At 69.3% G+C, this 16631-nt stretch carries 17 protein-coding genes and 1 pseudogene; 2 read left to right on the top strand and 16 right to left on the bottom strand.

Translation table 11 applies throughout. From position 1 onward, the window contains the following. Window positions 1-11: 11 nt before the first annotated feature. Window positions 12-902 carry a DMT family transporter gene (locus N5D62_RS26185; RefSeq protein WP_279760974.1) on the top strand — a complete coding sequence of 297 codons (891 nt, stop codon included), beginning with the start codon at window positions 12-14 and terminating at the stop codon, window positions 900-902. Between the two features lie 70 nt (window positions 903-972). On the opposite strand, the gene N5D62_RS26180 is transcribed toward N5D62_RS26185, so the two are convergent. The 16 genes from N5D62_RS26180 to rpsB form a co-directional block, all read right to left on the bottom strand. Beyond that, window positions 973-1746, bottom strand: a complete 774-nt coding sequence (locus tag N5D62_RS26180; RefSeq protein ID WP_279760973.1) for an RNA methyltransferase — start codon at window positions 1744-1746, stop codon at window positions 973-975. A 57-nt stretch (window positions 1747-1803) separates the two neighbouring features. Then, window positions 1804-2472 (bottom strand): ribonuclease HII, encoded by a 669-nt coding sequence (gene rnhB, locus N5D62_RS26175; protein WP_279760972.1) that lies wholly within the window; start codon window positions 2470-2472, stop codon window positions 1804-1806. Further along, window positions 2444-3589: a lipid-A-disaccharide synthase gene (gene lpxB, locus N5D62_RS26170; RefSeq protein ID WP_279760971.1), complete on the bottom strand. Its 1146-nt coding sequence runs from the start codon at window positions 3587-3589 to the stop codon at window positions 2444-2446. The genes rnhB and lpxB overlap by 29 nt, the downstream gene beginning before the upstream one ends. A gap of 19 nt (window positions 3590-3608) precedes the next feature. Beyond that, complete coding sequence (lpxA, locus tag N5D62_RS26165; protein WP_279760970.1) at window positions 3609-4400, bottom strand: acyl-ACP--UDP-N-acetylglucosamine O-acyltransferase; 792 nt, start codon at window positions 4398-4400, stop codon at window positions 3609-3611. 12 nt (window positions 4401-4412) lie between these two features. Then, a complete protein-coding gene (gene fabZ, locus N5D62_RS26160; protein ID WP_279760968.1) occupies window positions 4413-4868 on the bottom strand; it encodes a 3-hydroxyacyl-ACP dehydratase FabZ in 456 nt (151 codons plus the stop codon). Then, window positions 4865-5932: a UDP-3-O-(3-hydroxymyristoyl)glucosamine N-acyltransferase gene (lpxD, locus tag N5D62_RS26155; protein ID WP_279760967.1), complete on the bottom strand. Its 1068-nt coding sequence runs from the start codon at window positions 5930-5932 to the stop codon at window positions 4865-4867. The genes fabZ and lpxD overlap by 4 nt, the downstream gene beginning before the upstream one ends. 2 nt (window positions 5933-5934) lie before the next feature. Beyond that, the gene (locus N5D62_RS26150; protein ID WP_279760966.1) at window positions 5935-6444 is read right to left on the bottom strand and encodes an OmpH family outer membrane protein; all 510 of its coding nucleotides are present in this window, start codon (window positions 6442-6444) and stop codon (window positions 5935-5937) included. Then, the gene (gene bamA, locus N5D62_RS26145) at window positions 6444-8681 is read right to left on the bottom strand and encodes an outer membrane protein assembly factor BamA (protein ID WP_279760989.1); all 2238 of its coding nucleotides are present in this window, start codon (window positions 8679-8681) and stop codon (window positions 6444-6446) included. Before bamA ends, N5D62_RS26150 begins: the two co-directional genes overlap by 1 nt. A gap of 75 nt (window positions 8682-8756) precedes the next feature. Then, a complete protein-coding gene (gene rseP / locus N5D62_RS26140) occupies window positions 8757-10127 on the bottom strand; it encodes an RIP metalloprotease RseP (RefSeq protein WP_279760965.1) in 1371 nt (456 codons plus the stop codon). A gap of 54 nt (window positions 10128-10181) precedes the next feature. Further along, window positions 10182-11390 (bottom strand): 1-deoxy-D-xylulose-5-phosphate reductoisomerase, encoded by a 1209-nt coding sequence (gene ispC / locus N5D62_RS26135; protein WP_279760964.1) that lies wholly within the window; start codon window positions 11388-11390, stop codon window positions 10182-10184. A 20-nt stretch (window positions 11391-11410) separates the two neighbouring features. Beyond that, window positions 11411-12244 (bottom strand): phosphatidate cytidylyltransferase, encoded by an 834-nt coding sequence (locus N5D62_RS26130; RefSeq protein ID WP_279760963.1) that lies wholly within the window; start codon window positions 12242-12244, stop codon window positions 11411-11413. A gap of 1 nt (window position 12245) precedes the next feature. Continuing rightward, complete coding sequence (gene uppS, locus N5D62_RS26125; RefSeq protein WP_279760962.1) at window positions 12246-12953, bottom strand: polyprenyl diphosphate synthase; 708 nt, start codon at window positions 12951-12953, stop codon at window positions 12246-12248. Between the two features lie 37 nt (window positions 12954-12990). Further along, window positions 12991-13551: a ribosome recycling factor gene (gene frr, locus N5D62_RS26120; protein WP_279760961.1), complete on the bottom strand. Its 561-nt coding sequence runs from the start codon at window positions 13549-13551 to the stop codon at window positions 12991-12993. Between the two features lie 50 nt (window positions 13552-13601). Further along, complete coding sequence (gene pyrH / locus N5D62_RS26115; RefSeq protein ID WP_279760960.1) at window positions 13602-14312, bottom strand: UMP kinase; 711 nt, start codon at window positions 14310-14312, stop codon at window positions 13602-13604. 107 nt (window positions 14313-14419) lie between these two features. Further along, window positions 14420-15316, bottom strand: coding sequence for a translation elongation factor Ts (gene tsf, locus N5D62_RS26110; RefSeq protein ID WP_279760959.1), 897 nt, complete (start codon window positions 15314-15316; stop codon window positions 14420-14422). A gap of 138 nt (window positions 15317-15454) precedes the next feature. Next, the gene (gene rpsB / locus N5D62_RS26105; protein WP_279760958.1) at window positions 15455-16201 is read right to left on the bottom strand and encodes a 30S ribosomal protein S2; all 747 of its coding nucleotides are present in this window, start codon (window positions 16199-16201) and stop codon (window positions 15455-15457) included. A gap of 205 nt (window positions 16202-16406) precedes the next feature. Here rpsB and N5D62_RS26100 point away from each other — a divergent pair. Continuing rightward, window positions 16407-16631: pseudogene (locus tag N5D62_RS26100) on the top strand (amidase); the annotation flags it as partial.

Raw genomic sequence — 16631 nt, 5'->3', positions numbered from 1 at the left:
CCCGTCGACGGATGCCGGCCTCCGCGCTGGCCCTGGTCGTCGTGGCCGCGTTGGTCCACGCGCTGTGGAACTTCGCCGCCAAGAAAGCGCAGGGCAACCACCATTTCGCGTGCATGACCGCCATCGGCGTCAGCCTGCTGTGGCTGCCGGTGGTCGTCGTCGCGGGCTTCGATGAACTGCCGAACTGGGGCTGGCAGGCCTGGACCGCGACGCTGGCCAGCGCCGTCGTCCACCTCGCCTACTTCAACGCGCTGCTCGCCGGCTACCGCGCGGCGGACATGACCGTCGTCTACCCCGTGGCGCGCGGCAGCGGGCCCTTGATCTCGGCGCTGGCCGCGGTCGTGCTGCTCGACGAGCACCTGGGCCTGGGCGGCACGCTCGGCCTGGCGGGCGTCGTCGGCGGCATCCTGCTGATGGCCGCCGGGCCGGCCTTCTTCGCCAAGGGCGCCGGCCGCGATCCCGACCTGCACCGCAAGCGCCAGCTCGGCATCGCCTGGGGCGCGTTGACCGGCGCGACCATCGCCGCCTACAGCCTCATCGACGGCTACGCGGTGAAGGTGCTGGCGCTGTCGCCGCTGATCTACGACTACTTCTGCAACCTGCTGCGCGTGCCGGTCAGCCTGCCCGCGGTGCTGCGCGACCGCGCCGGTTTCCTGCCCGCGCTGCGGCGGCAGTGGAAACACGCGCTGGTGGTCGCGATCGGCGCGCCGACCGCCTACATCCTGGTGCTGTACGCGATGACGCTGGCGCCGCTGTCGCGCGTGGCGCCGGCGCGGGAGCTGTCGATGCTGTTCGCCGCGCTGATCGGCGGCCAGTTGCTGGGGGAAGGCGAACGCGGCTGGCGCATCGCCGGCGCGGTGTTCATCGCGCTGGGGGTGGCGGCGCTCGCGATGGCGCGCTGAGCAGGAGTCCGATCAGTCGACAAGGGCCGATCCGGGCCGATCCCGGCCGGTCAAGCGCGCTTCAGGCCGATCAGCCCAGCCGGCGCCGCGCCGACTCGTACAGGCAGATCGACGCCGCGCTCGCCACGTTCAGCGACTCCTCGCCGCCGGGCTGCGGAATGCCGATGCGCAGCGCGCAGCGCCGCATCAGCGCCTCGGAAACGCCCTGCCCTTCGTGGCCCATCACCCAGCCGCAGGGGCTGGGCAGATCGGCCTGGTGCAGCATCGCGTCGGCATGCGAGCTGGTCGCCAGCAGCGGCACCTTCAGCGCGTCGAGGTCCTCGACGCCCAGGCCCTCGATCAGCCTCAGCCCGAAATGCGCGCCCATGCCGGCGCGCAGCACCTTGGGCGACCACAGCGCCGCCGTGCCCTTGAGCGCCAGCACCTGCCGGAACCCGAGCGCCGCCGCGCTGCGCAGGATCGTGCCGACATTGCCGGCGTCCTGCAGCCGGTCCAGCACGACGGAATCCGCCTGGGCCTCGATCCGCGGCTGCGCCGGCAGCGCCAGCTCGAAACCGATCTGCGCCGGCGACTCCAGCCCCGACACCGTCTTGAACAGCGCCGGCGACACCACCAGCACCTTGGGCGCGACGTCCGCGAGCGCGCGCAGCGACTCGTCCGCCGCCGCGACGTCGGTGATCAGCGCCAGCGCCGGCGTCACGCCGCGCTGCACCGCCGCGCGGGCCAGGTGGTCGCCCTCCAGCCAGACGCCGCCCAGCTTGCGATAGGCGCCGCCGTCCTGCGCCAGCTTGCGCAGGTGTTGCAGCTTGGGGTTGTCCCGCGCGGTGATCGACTGCCAGCTCATGCGGCGTTCACTCCCATAGATGGTCAGGCGCGGCCGGCGCGTCGCCGCTCCGGCCACTCACTCCAGCTCGACCTCGCCGACGCCGACGCTCAGGCTCAGTTCGCTCAGGTCGAGCGAGCGCACCGGCGCGAAGCTCTGGCGATGCCAGGCGGTCGCGCCATGCACGCGCAGCGCCTCCAGGTGCTCGCGCGTGCCGTAGCCCTTGTGGCTGTCGAAGCCGTATTGCGGATGCTGCTCGTGCATCTGCAGGCAGAAGCGGTCGCGATGCACCTTGGCCAGGATCGACGCCGCCGAGATCGCCGGCACCAGCGCATCGCCCTTGACGATCGCCTCGGCCGGGATGCGCAGCACCGGCAGCCGGTTGCCGTCGACCTGCACGCGGGCCGGCTTCAGCCGCAGGCCCTCGACCGCGCGGCGCATCGCCAGCATCGTCGCCTGCAGGATGTTGATGCGGTCGATCTCCTCGACCGTCGCCTCCGCGATGCAGAAACACAGCGCCTTGGCGCGGATCTCGTCGAAGAGCTGCTCGCGTTTCTTCTCGCTGAGCACCTTCGAGTCGTTCAGCCCCTTGATCGGATGCTGGTCGTCCAGGATCACCGCCGCGGCCACCACCGGTCCGGCCAGCGGTCCGCGTCCGGCCTCGTCGACGCCGCACAGCAGCCCGTCGCGAGCCCACTCCAGCCCCAGCTGCGCCTGCTCAGGCGCCAAGGATTTTCGCGATCGCATCGCCGGCCCTCAGCGCGGTGTTGCAGCGCAGCTGTTGATGGATCTCGAGGAAGCGCTCATGCAGCCGCTCGCGGCGCGGCGCGTCGTCCAGCCAGGCCAGGCCCTCGCGCGCGATGCGCTCGCCGGTGCAGTCGTCCTGCAGGCATTCGGGCACCAGCGTCTCGCGCGCGAGCACGTTGGGCAGCCCCACCCACGGCAGCAGCGCCTTGCCCTTCATCCGCCACGCGTTGAACCAGTGCAGCTTGTAGGCGATCACCATCGGCCGCTTGAGCAGCGCCGCTTCCAGCGTCGCCGTCCCGCTGGCCACCAGCGTCAGGTCGCAGGCGGCCAGCGCGTCCTGCGCGCGGCCGTCCACCAGCGTCATCGGCAGATGCTGGCCGTGCTGGGCCATCAGCGCCTCGACCATCGGCCGCAGGCCCGGCGCGATCGGGATCACGAAGCGCAGCCCCGGCCGCGCCTTGAGCATGCGCTGCGCGGCGTCCAGCAACGGCGGGCCGATGTAGGTCAGCTCGCTGCGGCGGCTGCCGGGCAGGATCGCCACGACGGTGTCGGCGTCGCCGAATCCCAGGTCGCGGCGCGCGTCCTCGCGCGGCGGCTCGAACGGGATCTGGTCCGCCAGCGGATGCCCGACGTAGGTCGACGGGATGCCGGCCTTGTCCAGGATCGCGGGCTCGAACGGGAACAGGCACAGCACGTGGTCCGCGCTGCGCTTGATGGTCTGGACGCGCTCCGCGCGCCAGGCCCAGATCGACGGGCAGACGAAATGGACCGTCTTGATGCCGGCCTCGCGCAGCCGCTGCTCCAGGCCGAAATTGAAATCCGGCGCGTCGACGCCGACGAAGACCGACGGCCGCTCGGCGATCAGCCGGTCGCCGAGCTGGCGGCGGATCGCCAGCAGCTCGCGGATGTTCTTGATCGCGTCCCAGTAGCCGAAGATCGACAGCTTGTGGCTGGGCCACCAGGCGTCGAAGCCCTGCGCGGCCATCTTCGGGCCGCCGATGCCGGCCGAGCTCAGCTCCGGCCAGCGGTCCTTGAGCCCGCGCAGCAGCAGGCTGGCCAGCAGGTCCCCGGAGGCCTCGCCGGCCACCAGGCCCAGTCGAGGATCCGTGGAGGTCATGTCGGTGCGTCCGGGTCGCTCAGCGGACGAGGCCGCGCTTGGCGCCCGCCAGGAAATCCAGCATCGCCTGGATGTCGCGCGTCGACTCGGCGTCCTGGCCGTGCTTGAGCGCCTCGATGTTGGCCACCGACTGCTCCAGCGTCGTGCCGTCGCGGAACAGCAGCTTGTGCAGCTGGCGGATCACGCCGATCCGGTCGTTGCTGAAGCCGCGCCGGCGCAGGCCGGTCAGGTTGACCGCGCGCACCGCCAGCGGATTGCCGTCGACGGTCATGTAGGGCGCGACATCCTGGGCCACGTGCCCCTGGAAACCGATCATCGCGTGCGCGCCGACGTGCACGAACTGGTGGACGCCGGTCAGGCCGCCGATGGTCGCCCAGTCGCCGACGTGGACGTGGCCGGCCAGCGTCGCGTTGTTGGCCAGCACGCAGTGGTCGCCGACGACGACGTCATGCGCCAGGTGCACGTAGGCCATCACCCAGTTGTCGGAGCCGACGCGCGTGACGCCCTGCTCCTTGAAGGTGCCGGTGTTGAAGGTGCAGAACTCGCGGATCGTGTTGCGGTCGCCGATCGTCAGCTCGGTCACCTCGCCGCCGTGGCTCATGTCCTGCGGCATCGCGCCGATCGACGCGAACTGGTAGATGACGTTGTCGCGGCCGATCGTGGTCCGGCCCTCGACGACGGTGTGCGGGCCGATCCGCGTGCCGGCGCCGATGCGCACCTCCGGGCCGATCACCGCGTAGGGACCGACCTGGACGGTGTCGTCGAGCTGCGCCTTCGGGTCGACGATCGCGGTGGGATGGATCCGGGCCATGGGCGGCGTTGCTCAGCAGTCGAGCTTGCGCATCGTGCACATCAGGCCGGCCTCGGCGACCAGGTCGCCGCCGACCAGCGCCTTCGCGCCGAACTTGTAAATGCCGGCCTTGGCGCGGTCCAGCGTGACCTCGAGGATCAGTTGGTCGCCCGGCTCCACCGGACGCTTGAAGCGCGCGTTGTCGATGCCGGCGAAGTAGACGACGTGGTTCTCGTCCAGCGTGAAGTCGTAGCTCTGGACGGCCAGCAGCGTCGCGGCCTGCGCCAGCGCTTCCAGGATCAGCACGCCCGGCATCACCGGACGGTGCGGGAAGTGGCCCAGGAAGAAGGGCTCGTTGATGCTGACGTTCTTCAGCGCGCGGATGCGCACGCCCTTCTCCACTTCCAGCACGCGGTCCACCAGCAGGATCGGATAGCGGTGCGGCAGCTTCGCGAGGATGCCGTGGATGTCGATGCTCGTCTCGTTCATGTCGTCTTCTTTTCCAAAGCGCGCACGCGCTGGCGCAGCTCGTAGAGCCCGCGCAGCGCGGCCGCGTTCTTCTGCCAGGACGCGGCGTCCTCGAAGGGCCACATGCCGGCGTAGGCGCCGGCCTTGTCGATGCTGTTGCTGATGTTGGCCGTGGGGCCGATCTGCACGCCGTCCGTGATCTTGATGTGACCGTTGATCCGGGCCGCGCCGGCCACGATGCAGTTCGCGCCGATCTCGGCGCTGCCGGCGATCGCCACCGCGCCGGCGATCGCCGTGCCGCGGCCGATCTTCACGTTGTGCGCGATCTGGACCAGGTTGTCGATGATCACGCCGTCGGCGATCACCGTGTCGCCCAGCGCGCCGCGGTCGATGCAGGTGTTGGCGCCGACCTCGACGCCGTCGCCCAGGCGCACCGCGCCGAGCTGCTCGATCTTGACCCAGTCCACGCCCGCGCCGTCGGCGCGCCGGGCCGGCGCGAAGCCGAAGCCGTCCGCCCCGATCACGACGCCGCTGTGCAGCAGCGAGCGCTCGCCGATCACGCAGTCATGCCCGAACACCACGTGCGGCGCCAGCCGCGTGTGGGCGCCGATGCGCGCGTCCTGCTCGACGATCGTGTGCGCGCCGATGCGCACGCCGTCGCCCAGGACGACGCCGGACTCGATCACCGCGTGCGGGCCGACCTCGACATCGCGGCCGATCGTCGCGTCCGCGGCGACCGTCGCGCTCGGGTGGATCGCCGGCGTCGCGCGCGGCTTGCGCATGTTCGCGGCCCACCATTGGGTCAGCCGCGCGAAATACAGGTAGGGATCCGGCGCCACGATGCAGCAGGCCGTCGTGCCCGCGCCGCGCCGCGCCGAGGCGGCCTCGGCCAGCTTCGGCGACACGATGACGCAGGCGGCGCCGGTCGTGGCGAGCTGCGCCTCGTACTTCGGGTTGGACAGGAAGGCGATCGCGTCCGCGCCGGCGTCCTCCAGCGGGGCGATCGCGCGGATCGCCGTGTCAGAGGCACCAACAAGATCGCCGCCCAAGGCGGCGATCAGATCCGAGACCAGAACCTGCTTCACGGTCACTTCGGGTTGTTGAGCGCGTCGATCACCTTCTTCGTGATGTCCACGCGGGGGCTGGCATGAATCGCGTCCTGAACGATCAGATCGTACTTCTCCTGCTCGAAGATCTGCTTGATGACCTTGTTGGCCTTCTCGATCACGGCGGCGAGTTCCTCGTTCTTGCGCTGGGTGACGTCCTCGTTGAACTCACGGCGCTTGCGCTGCAGGTCGCGGTCCTGCTCGATCAGCTCGCGCTGGCGGCGGCCGCGCTCGGCCTCGGCCAGGGCCGGGCTTTCCTTGTCGAGCTTCTCGGCGGCCGCGCGCAGCTTGGTTTCCTGGTCCACCAGCGCCTTCTCGCGCCGGCTGAACTCGGCTTGCAGCTTCGTCTCCGCGGCCTTGGCCACGTTGGTCTCGCGCAGGATCCGCTCCGTGTTCACGTAGCCGATCTTGACCTCCTGGGCTTGCGCGCCCAGGGTCGCCGCGCCCGTCAGCAAGACGGTGGCGACGATCTGCGACAGCTTGCTCTTCATCAGAATGCAGTTCCGATCTGGAATTGGAATCGCTCGATTCTATCCGTCGGCTTCTTGCGGATCGGCGAGCCGTAACTCAGGCGCAGCGGCCCCATCGGCGACAGCCAGCTGATGCCGACACCCGCCGAGGCGCGCACGTCGCCGAAGTCCAGTTTCTCGTCCTGACCCCACACGTTGCCGGCGTCCAGGAAGCCGAACAGGCGGAAACTCTTGTCGTTGCCGGAGCCCGGCACCGGCACGTAGAACTCGGTATTCAGGTTGAACTTGCGGTTGCCGCCGGTGTACGAGCCGGTGACGTCGACCGGGCCGAGCGTGCCGGGCTCGAACACCCGCACCGAGCCCAGGCCGCCGCCGTAGAAGTTCTTGAAGATCGGATACGGCCGGCCGCCGACGCCCTTGCCGTAGGCGAGTTCGCCGTTGACCATCAGCGAGAACTTGCGGCCCAGCGGCACGAACTGCTGGTACTGCAGGTTGATGATCGAGTAGCGCGAGTCGCCGACCGGGCTCAGTTCCAGGTTGACCCGCTTCATCGAGCCGGCGGTCGGCGTGATGACCGAGTCGCGGTTGTCCTTCTTCCAGCCGATCGTCAGCGGGATCGACATCGCCGACGAGCCGAACTGCTCGCGGAACAGCCAGTAGCTGTTGGGCAGGCCGGTACGCGTCGTGATGCGCGTCGTCTCGTAGCCGATGCCGAAGAACACGGTGTCGTCCTCCGAGAACGGCACGCCGAACTTGACCGAGCCGCCGTAGGAGGCGAACTCGTATTCCTCGCCGAGGTTGTTGATCGGCTTGACGGTCCGGTAGAACACGTCGATCGCGCGGGACACGCCGTCGACGGTGAAGTACGGGTCCACCGTCGTGATGCCCAGCGAGCGGCCGGTGCTGGCGGTGTTGACCTGGATGCCCAGGTAATTGCCGGAGCCGAACACGTTCTCCTGCGAGATCGAGCCCGACAGCGACAGCTTGCTCGCGCTCGAGTAGCCCGCGCCGATCTGGATGTTGCCGGTCGGGCGCTCGGTCACCGTCAGCGTGACGTCGACCTGGTCGGGCGAGCCCGGCACCTCGGTCGTGTCGATCGTGACGTCCTTGAAGTAGCCCAGGCGCTCGACGCGGTCGCGCGAGGCCTTGATGCGGGCGCCGTCGTACCAGGACGATTCGAACTGGCGGAACTCGCGGCGGATCACTTCGTCGCGGGTGCGGGTGTTGCCGGAGATCAGCACGCGGCGCACGTAGACGCGGCGTTGCGGCTCGCCCACCAGCGTGACCGTCACCTGGCCGGTCGCGCGGTCGATCTCGGGGCGGCTCTCCACCCGGGCGAACGCGTAGCCGAAGGTGCCGTACAGGTCCTGGAAATTGCGCGTCGTCTGCGCCACCGCCTCGCCGTTGTACGGCTGGCCCGGCTTGAGCGCGATCAGGCGCTTGAATTCCTCGTCGCGGCCCAGGAAGTCGCCTTCGAGCTTGATGCCGTTGACGGTGTAGGGCTGGCCTTCGCTGACCGTGATCGCGATGCTGATGCTCTGCTTGTCGGGCGAGATCGTGACCTGGGTCGACTCGACGTTGAACTCGAGGTAGCCGCGGTTCAGGTAGTACGAGCGGATCGTTTCCAGGTCGGCGTTGAGCTTGGCGCGGGAATAGCGGTCGGTCTTCGTGTACCAGGTCAGCCAGCCCGAGGTCGTCTGCTCCAGCAGCCCGGTCAGCGTGCTTTCGCTGAAGACCTTGTTGCCCAGGATGCGGATCTCGGCGATCTTGGCCGGTTCGCCTTCGGTCACCGAGAAGCTCACGTTGACGCGGTTGCGCTCGATCGGGGTGATCGTCGTCGTGACCTCGGCGCCGTACAGCGAGCGGGTCAGGTACTGGCGCTTGAGCTCCTGCTCGGCGCGGTCGGCCAGCGCCTTGTCGAAGGGCTTGCCCTCGCCAATGCCGACGTCCTTGAGCGACTTGGTCAGCGCCTCGGTGTCGAACTCCTTCAGGCCGACGAAGCCGACGTTGGCGATGATCGGACGTTCCTCGATCACGATGACGACGGCGTCGGTGTCGAGGTTGATGCGCACGTCCTTGAACAGGCCCGTGGCGAACAGCGCGCGCAGCGCGGCGGCGCCCTTCTCGTCGTTGTACGTGTCGCCGATGCGGAACGGCAGCGCCGCGAAGACGGTACCCGGGTCGGTGCGCTGCAGGCCTTCGACACGGATGTCCTTGAGTACGAACGGTTCGGCCGCCCAGGCCGAACCCGCTTGCATCGCGGTGGCGAGCACCGCCAGTTGGATCACGTGGGGGCGCAAGGCATCGGGCAGGAATCGGGACATGCGGAAGCTTCAGTGCAGACCCAGCGTGCGGGTCAGATCGTTGAAAAGGGCCAGGCTCATCATCAGCAGCACGACGGCGATGCCTGCACGTTGCAGCTGCTTGTGCCACCGCTCAGAGACAGGGCGGCCGCTCAAACCCTCGAAAAGATAATACATCAGGTGTCCGCCATCGAGCATCGGCAGCGGCAGCAGGTTCAGCACCCCGAGGCTCACGCTGACGGCCGCGAGGAAGCTCAGGAACGCGGTCAGCCCGAGGCTGGCGGACTGGTCCGCGGCCTTGGCGATGGTGATGGGGCCGCTCAGGTTCTTTACCGAAGCTTCACCGACCAACATCCGGCCCAGCGTCTTCACGGTCAGCGCGCTGAGTTCCCAGGTGCGGGTCAGGCCTTGCCTGATCGATTCCAGCGGGCCGTAGTGGACGGTGACGCTCGCGGGCCGGGCGTCGAAGCCCGCGCCGATGCGCGCCACGCGCTGCTCGCCCTGGAGGTCGATCCGCGGCGTGACCACGCGCTCGAGCTGCTGGCCGTCGCGCTGCACGACCAGGCGCAGCGTCTCCGGACCGCCGTCGACGACGGCGCGGCGCACGCGCTGGATGAACCACGACACGTCGGGCACGGGCTCGTCGTTGACGCGCAGCACGCGGTCGCCCGGCAGCAGGCCGGCCGCCTCGGCGGGCTCGCCCTCGACCATGCGGCCCAGCACCGGCTCGATGAACACGCCGCCCAGGCCGAGCCGGGCCATCGTCTTCTCGTCGAAGTCGCGGCTCTCCAGCGTGTCGGTCTCCAGGCGCACGGTGCGCCGGCCATGGCCGGCCAGGTCGCCGACGCTCAGCAGCAGCGGCCGCTTGTCGGCGACCGCCTGGGCCAGCTGCCAGCCGAAGTCCGGCATCGAGCGCACGTCCTCCCACTCCTCGCCGTCGCGCGACCAGGCCTGCACCAGGTCGCCGGCGCGCAGGCCGGCGCGCTCGGCCAGCCCGCCCGCCACCGGCGAGCCGATCAACGCCTTGGGCTCCTCGCGGCCGATCCAGCCGACCGCCGCGAACAGCAGCACCGCCAGGATCAGGTTGGCCGCGGGCCCGGCGGCGACGATCGCGGCGCGCTGCCACAGCGTCTTGCGGTTGAAGGCCTGCGAGCGCTCATGCGGCGCGACCGGGCCGTCGCCCTCGTCGAGCATGCGGACGTAGCCGCCCAGCGGGATCGCGCTGAGCGTGAACTCGGTGTCGTCCGGCGACTTGCGGCGGCGCAGCAGCACGCGTCCGAAGCCGACCGAGAAGCGCAGCACCTTGACCCCGCAGGCACGGGCCACGCGGTAGTGGCCCCATTCGTGGATCACGATGAGGATGCCCAGCGTGACGATGAAGTAGAGGACTTGGGAAAGCATCGCGGACGTCCTGGCTCGGGGGCTGGCGCGGGGAAGCGGGAGGCGGCCGGCGGATCAGGCCGCCGCGGCCAGCGCCGCGATCCGCTGACGGGCATGTCGGCGGGCGCGCTCGTCGAGCGCCAGCAGGCCCTCGACGCTGTCGACCTCACCGGACTCGGGCATCACGTGTTCGAGCGCGTCGCGGTTGACATGGCAGATGTGGTCGAAGCGCAGTTGCCGGTCGAGGAAGGCGGCGACCGCCTCCTCGTTGGCCGCGTTCAGCACCGCGGTGCTGCCCTCGGCCGCGCGCAGCGCCTGCCACGACAGGTGCAGGCCGGGGAAGCGGTGCGCGTCCGCTTCCTCGAAGGTCAGGTGGGGGGTCTTGAGCAGGTCCAGCAGGCCGGCGCCCGATTCGACGCGCTCGGGGAAGGCCAGCGCATAGGCGATCGGCACCCGCATGTCGGGCGTGCCGAGCTGCGCCAGCACCGAGTGGTCGCGGCAGACCACCATCGAGTGCACGATGCTCTGCGGATGGATCAGCACCTGGATCTGCTCGGGCTTCAGGTTGAAGAGCCAGCGGGCCTCGATCACCTCGAGCGCCTTGTTCATCATCGTGGCCGAGTCGACCGAGATCTTGCGGCCCATCACCCAGTTCGGATGCGCGCAGGCCTGCTCGGGCGTGACGTCGGCGAGCGTGGCCGGGTCGCGCTGGCGGAACGGGCCGCCGGACGCGGTCAGCACGATGTGGTCGATGCGCTGGGCCCAGGTCGAGCGGTCCTCGGGCAGGCACTGGAAGATCGCCGAGTGCTCCGAGTCCACCGGCAGCAGCGTCGCGCCACCCTGCTCCACCGCGTGCATGAACAGCGCGCCGCCGAGCACGATCGCCTCCTTGTTGGCCAGCAGCAGCCGCTTGCCGGCGCGGGCCGCGGCCATGGCCGGCGGCAGGCCGGCGGCGCCGACGATCGCGGCCATCACCGCGTCGACGTCGGGATGCGCGGCGATGTCGCTCAGCGCGGCCATGCCGTCCAGCACCTCGGTGCGCGAGCCGGCCTCGCGCAACCGGTCGCGCAACTGCGCGGCGAGCGCCGGATCGGGCAGCACCGCGAAGCGCGGCGCGAAGCGCAGGCATTGCGCGGCGAGTTCGTCGACACGGCTCATCGCCGACAGCGCGAAGACGCGATAGCGGTCCGGATGGCGGGCGATCACGTCCAGCGTGTTGGTGCCGATCGAGCCGGTCGAGCCCAGCACGCAGACCTGCTGCGGACGGTGAATGGAGGCGCTCATCGCTTGAGGACCCGCGAGGGTCAGAGGGAAGTCAGGGCCAGCGCCAGCGGCAGCACCGGCAGCAGCGCGTCGACACGGTCGAGCACGCCGCCGTGCCCGGGCAGCAGCTGGCTGCTGTCCTTCGCGCCGGCGGCGCGCTTGACCAGGGATTCGAAGAGGTCGCCGACGACGCTCATCGCCGACAGGAAGATCACCGCCAGCACCGACACCACGCCGATGCGCCGCACCAGCACGGTGTAGAGCGAGGCCGAGTCCACCGGCACCCGCACGTCGATGACGTGGACCCAGACCACGCCCAGCACGATCACCCCGACCAGGCCGCCGATCGCGCCTTCCCAGCTCTTGCCCGGGCTGATCGCCGGGGCCAGCTTGCGTCTGCCGAAGGCCTTGCCGGCGAAGTACGCGGCGACGTCGGCCATCCAGACCAGGCACATCGCCGACAGCAGGAAATTCACGCCGCGCTGTTTCGCCACGATCAGCGCCAGCCACGCGGCCCACAGCAGCACCGCGCCGAGCACCAGCCGCAACGCCGACGGCAGCTTCGGCCAACCCGCCACGCCGGCGGCCAGCGCGCGCACGCCGCCGAGCACCCACAGCCCGCCCGCGAGCCACCAGCACCAGGCCGGCACCTGGAAGCCGACCAGGTAGAAGGTGCCGGCGCAGGCGGCCGCCAGCACCGCGCCGAACGCGATCGCCGCGGCGCCGGGTTTGCCGTTGAGCCGCGACCATTCCCAGCCGGCGGCCGCGATCATCGCCAGCGTCAGCAGCGCGAACCACGTGGGGTTCGACGCGAACAGCGCCGGCAGCAGGACCGCCAGCAGCACCAGGGCCGTGATCACGCGCTGCAACAGCATCTCAAGCCTCCTGGGCAACGCCCGGCTGGTTCACGCCGCCGAAGCGCCGGTCGCGCGCGCGGAACGCGGCGATCGCCTCGTCCAGCTGCGCCTCGCCGAACTCCGGCCACAGGCAATCCGAGAACACGAACTCGGTGTAGGCGGTCTGCCAGAGCATGAAGTTGCTGATGCGCAGTTCGCCGCCGGTGCGGATGAAGAGGTCCGGATCCGGCGCGTAGCTCATCGCCATGAACTCGGACAGCTTCGCCTCGGTCAGCTCGCCAGGCGGCACGCCCGCGGCCATCGCCTGGCGGCAGGCCTGGACGATGTCCCAGCGGCCGCCGTAGTTGAAGGCGACGTTCAGCGTCAGCTTGGTGTTGTGGGCGGTGGAGCCTTCGGCCTCGGCCCAGGCGGCGCGCAGCTTGTCGGAGACCGCCTCGCGGTCGCCGACGATGCGGATGCGCACACCCATCGCGCCCATGCGGGCCAGGTAGCGCGACACCGCCGCCAGCACCAGGCCCATCAGGCCCGACACCTCGTCGCTGGGGCGCTTCCAGTTCTCGCTGGAGAAGGCGAAGACCGTCAGGTACTCGATCTCGCGATCGATGCAGGCCTGGACGACCCGGACCAGGGCGTCCACGCCCTGCTTGTGGCCGAAGAAGCGCGGCAGGAAGCGCTTCTTCGCCCAACGACCGTTGCCATCCATGACGATGGCCACATGGCGGGGCACTCCCGCCTTGCTGTCGGCGCTCACAGGGACGCGACGATCAGACGGCCATGATCTCGGCTTCCTTGGCCGAGAGCAGCTTGTCGATCTCGACGACGACGCGGTCGGTCAGCTTCTGGACCTCGTCCTGGCTGCGGCGCTCGTCGTCCTCGGTGATGACCTTGTCCTTGGCCATCTTCTTGGCCTGCTCGTTGGCGTCGCGGCGCAGGTTGCGCACGGCGACCTTGGCATCCTCGGCGGCGCCCTTGGCGACCTTGACCAGGTCGCGGCGGCGCTCTTCGGACAGCGGCGGCATCGGCACGCGGATCAGGTCGCCCTGCGACGACGGGTTCAGGCCCAGGTCCGACTCGCGGATGGCCTTCTCGATCTTCTGGCCCATGCCCTTCTCCCAGGGCTGCACGCTGACCGTGCGGGCGTCCAGCAGCGTGACGTTGGCCACCTGCGAGATCGGCACCATCGAACCGTAGTAGTCCACGTGCACCTGGTCCAGCAGGCCCGGGTGGGCGCGGCCGGTGCGGATCTTCTGCAGCTCGTTCTTGAAGGCCTCGATGGACTTGGCCATCTTGGCTTCGGCGTTCTTCTTGATGTCGGCGATGCTCATGTTCTTTTCCTCGATCAGGGGACGGCGTCGTGGTGAACGCGCCAGTCCGATCAGACGTGCACCAGGGTGCCTTCGTCCTCGCCCATGACGACGCGCTTGAGCGCGCCCGGCTTGAAGATGGAGAACACCTTGATGGGGAGCTTCTGGTCCCGGCACAGCGCGAAGGCGGTGGCGTCCAGGACCTGCAGGTTCTTGCTGATGGCCTCGTCGAAGCTGATGCGCGCGTAGCGCGTGGCCGTCGGGTCCTTCTTCGGGTCGGCGGTGTAGACGCCGTCGACCTTGGTCGCCTTCAGCACGATCTCGGCGCCGACTTCCGCGCCGCGCAGCGCGGCGGCGGTGTCGGTGGTGAAGAAGGGGTTGCCGGTGCCGGCCGCGAAGACGACGACCTTGCCTTCTTCCAGGTACTGCAGCGCCTTGGGGCGCACGTAGGGCTCGACGACCTGCTCGATCGCGATCGCCGACATGACGCGTGCGGTCATGCCTTCCTGGCGCATCGTGTCGGCCAGCGCCAGCGAGTTCATCACCGTCGCCAGCATGCCCATGTAGTCGGCCGTCGCGCGGTCCATGCCGACCGAGCCGCCCGCCACGCCGCGGAAGATGTTGCCGCCACCGATGACGACCGCGACCTCGACGCCGAGCTTCGTCACTTCCTGGATCTCCTGGACCATGCGCACGATGGTCGCGCGGTTGATGCCGTAGGAGTCGTCGCCCATCAGGGCCTCGCCGGAAAGCTTGAGCAGGATGCGTTTGTGGGCGGGCATTGTTACCTCGTCGATACAGCCGATGGAGAGAGTGTCGGGCGTGCGCCCGCGGGCGCAAGCGCACAAGTGTAAAGGGCGCCCGAGGCGCCCTTTCTGAGTCGCGGTGCTTACTGCTGCTTGCTCGCGGCGGCCACCTGGGCGGCCACTTCGGCGGCGAAGTCGTCGACCTTCTTCTCGATGCCCTCGCCCACCACGTACAGGGTGAACGACTTCACCGTCGTGGCCTTGTCCTTGAGCATCTGGCCCACGGTCTGCTTGCCGTCGGCGGCCTTCACGAAGACCTGGTCCAGCAGCGAGACTTCCTTCAGGAACTTCTGCACCGAGCCCTCGACCATCTTGGCCACGATCTCGGCCGGCTTGCCGGACTCGGCGGCCTTCTCGGCGGCGATCTTGCGTTCCTTCTCGACCAGCTCGACCGGCACTTCGGCGGACGACAGCGCGGCGGGCTTCATCGCGGCGACGTGCATCGCGACGTCCTTGGCGGCGACTTCGTCGCCGTCGAACTCGACGACCACGCCGATGCGGGTGCCGTGCAGGTAGGACGCCAGCTTGGCGCCTTCATAGCGCTTGAAGCGGCGGATCGACATGTTCTCGCCGATCTTGCCGATCAGGCCCTTGCGCACGTCCTCGACGGTCGGGCCGAAGCCTTCCTGCGACAGCGGCAGGGCGGACAGGGCGTCGATGTCGGCGGGGTTCTGCTCGGCGATCATGCCGGCCAGCGCGTTGACGAAGGCCAGGAACGCGTCGTTCTTGGAGACGAAGTCGGTTTCGCAGTTGACTTCGACGATGGCGCCGGCGGAGCCCTTGACGGCCGCGGCGATGACGCCTTCGGCGGTCACGCGCGAGGCGGCCTTGCCCGCCTTGTTGCCCAGCTTGACGCGCAGGATCTCTTCCGCGCGGGTCATGTCGCCGTCGGCCTCGGTCAGGGCCTTCTTGCACTCCATCATCGGGGAGTCGGTGCGGGCGCGCAGCTCGGCGACCATGCTTGCGGTAATTGCTGCCATTTCAATCTCCGTGTGTCGCGGCCCGGAACGACCCGGCGCCGCTGAAACTTCTGAATCGGTCGGTCCCGCCGGGGCCGAGGTGGACAAAGGGGGCTGAATAGCCCCCTTGTCGATGCCCCCGCGGGGTCAGGGCCTGGATCAGGCGCCTTCGTTCACTTCCACGAACTCGTCGCCTTCGGCGGCGACGGCCTGGACCAGCTCGTTGGTCGAGTTGGCGCGGCCTTCCAGGACCGCGTCGGCGACGGCCTTGGCGTACAGCGCCACGGCCTTGGCCGAGTCGTCGTTGCCGGGGATGACGTAGTCGATGCCTTCGGGCGAGTGGTTGGTGTCCACGACGCCGATGACCGGGATGCCCAGCTTCTTGGCTTCGGCGACGGCGATCTTGTGATAGCCGACGTCGATGACGAACAGGGCGTCAGGCAGCGCGGCCATGTCCTGGATGCCGCCGATGTTCTTTTCCAGCTTGGTGATGTCGCGCTGGAACATCAGCGCTTCCTTCTTGATCGACGGCTGGGTGCCGGCGTCGACCTGGGTCTGCATGTCCTTGAGCTTCTTCAGCGAGGTCTTGACCGTCTTGAAGTTGGTCAGCGTGCCGCCCAGCCAACGCTGGTTGACGCTGGGCATGCCGGCGCGGTCAGCTTCGGCGGCGACGATGTCGCGGGCCTGGCGCTTGGTGCCGACCATCAGGATCGTGCCGCGCTTGGAGGCGAGCTGGCGCACGAACTTCAGGGCTTCCTCGAACGCGGGCAGCGTCTTCTCGAGGTTGATGATGTGGATCTTGTTGCGATGGCCGTAGATATACGGGGCCATCTTGGGGTTCCAGAAGCGGGTTTGGTGACCGAAATGGACGCCGGCTTCCAGCATCTCACGCATCGTGACGGACATAAGTACTCCGAAGGTTGGTTCTAGAATCCGGCACGAATTGCGACATTCTCTTGAACGTTGCAACACCTTGATTCGCCGGATCCGCGAATTTGCGAGGTGCGACAAGGACTTGAAGCCTTCGCCTGCACGCCGCGTTCCCGCCGGACTCCAGCCCCACTGGCTGGCTTACCCGGCAAAAACCCGAAGAGTATAACCCGTTTTGCGCATGCCGTTCGATCTGACCGAGGCGCTGGGCGCCTTGCGCGAGGGCCGCGTCCAGGCGACCGCCCTCCTGGCCGAGAGCCTGGACCGCGCCGACGGCGCGGCCTGCGAGCACGTGTTCCTGCGCCGTTTCGACGACGACGCCCGCGCCGCGGCCCGGACGGCCGACGCCGCGGCCGCGCGCGGCGCCCCGCTCGCGCTGGGCGGGCTGGCGGTGTCGGTGAAGGAC

Origin of the sequence: Mitsuaria sp. GD03876 (assembly GCF_029840635.1) — a bacterium.
Taxonomy (GTDB): domain Bacteria; phylum Pseudomonadota; class Gammaproteobacteria; order Burkholderiales; family Burkholderiaceae_C; genus Roseateles.
This window is presented reverse-complemented; position numbering and strand designations above follow the sequence as displayed.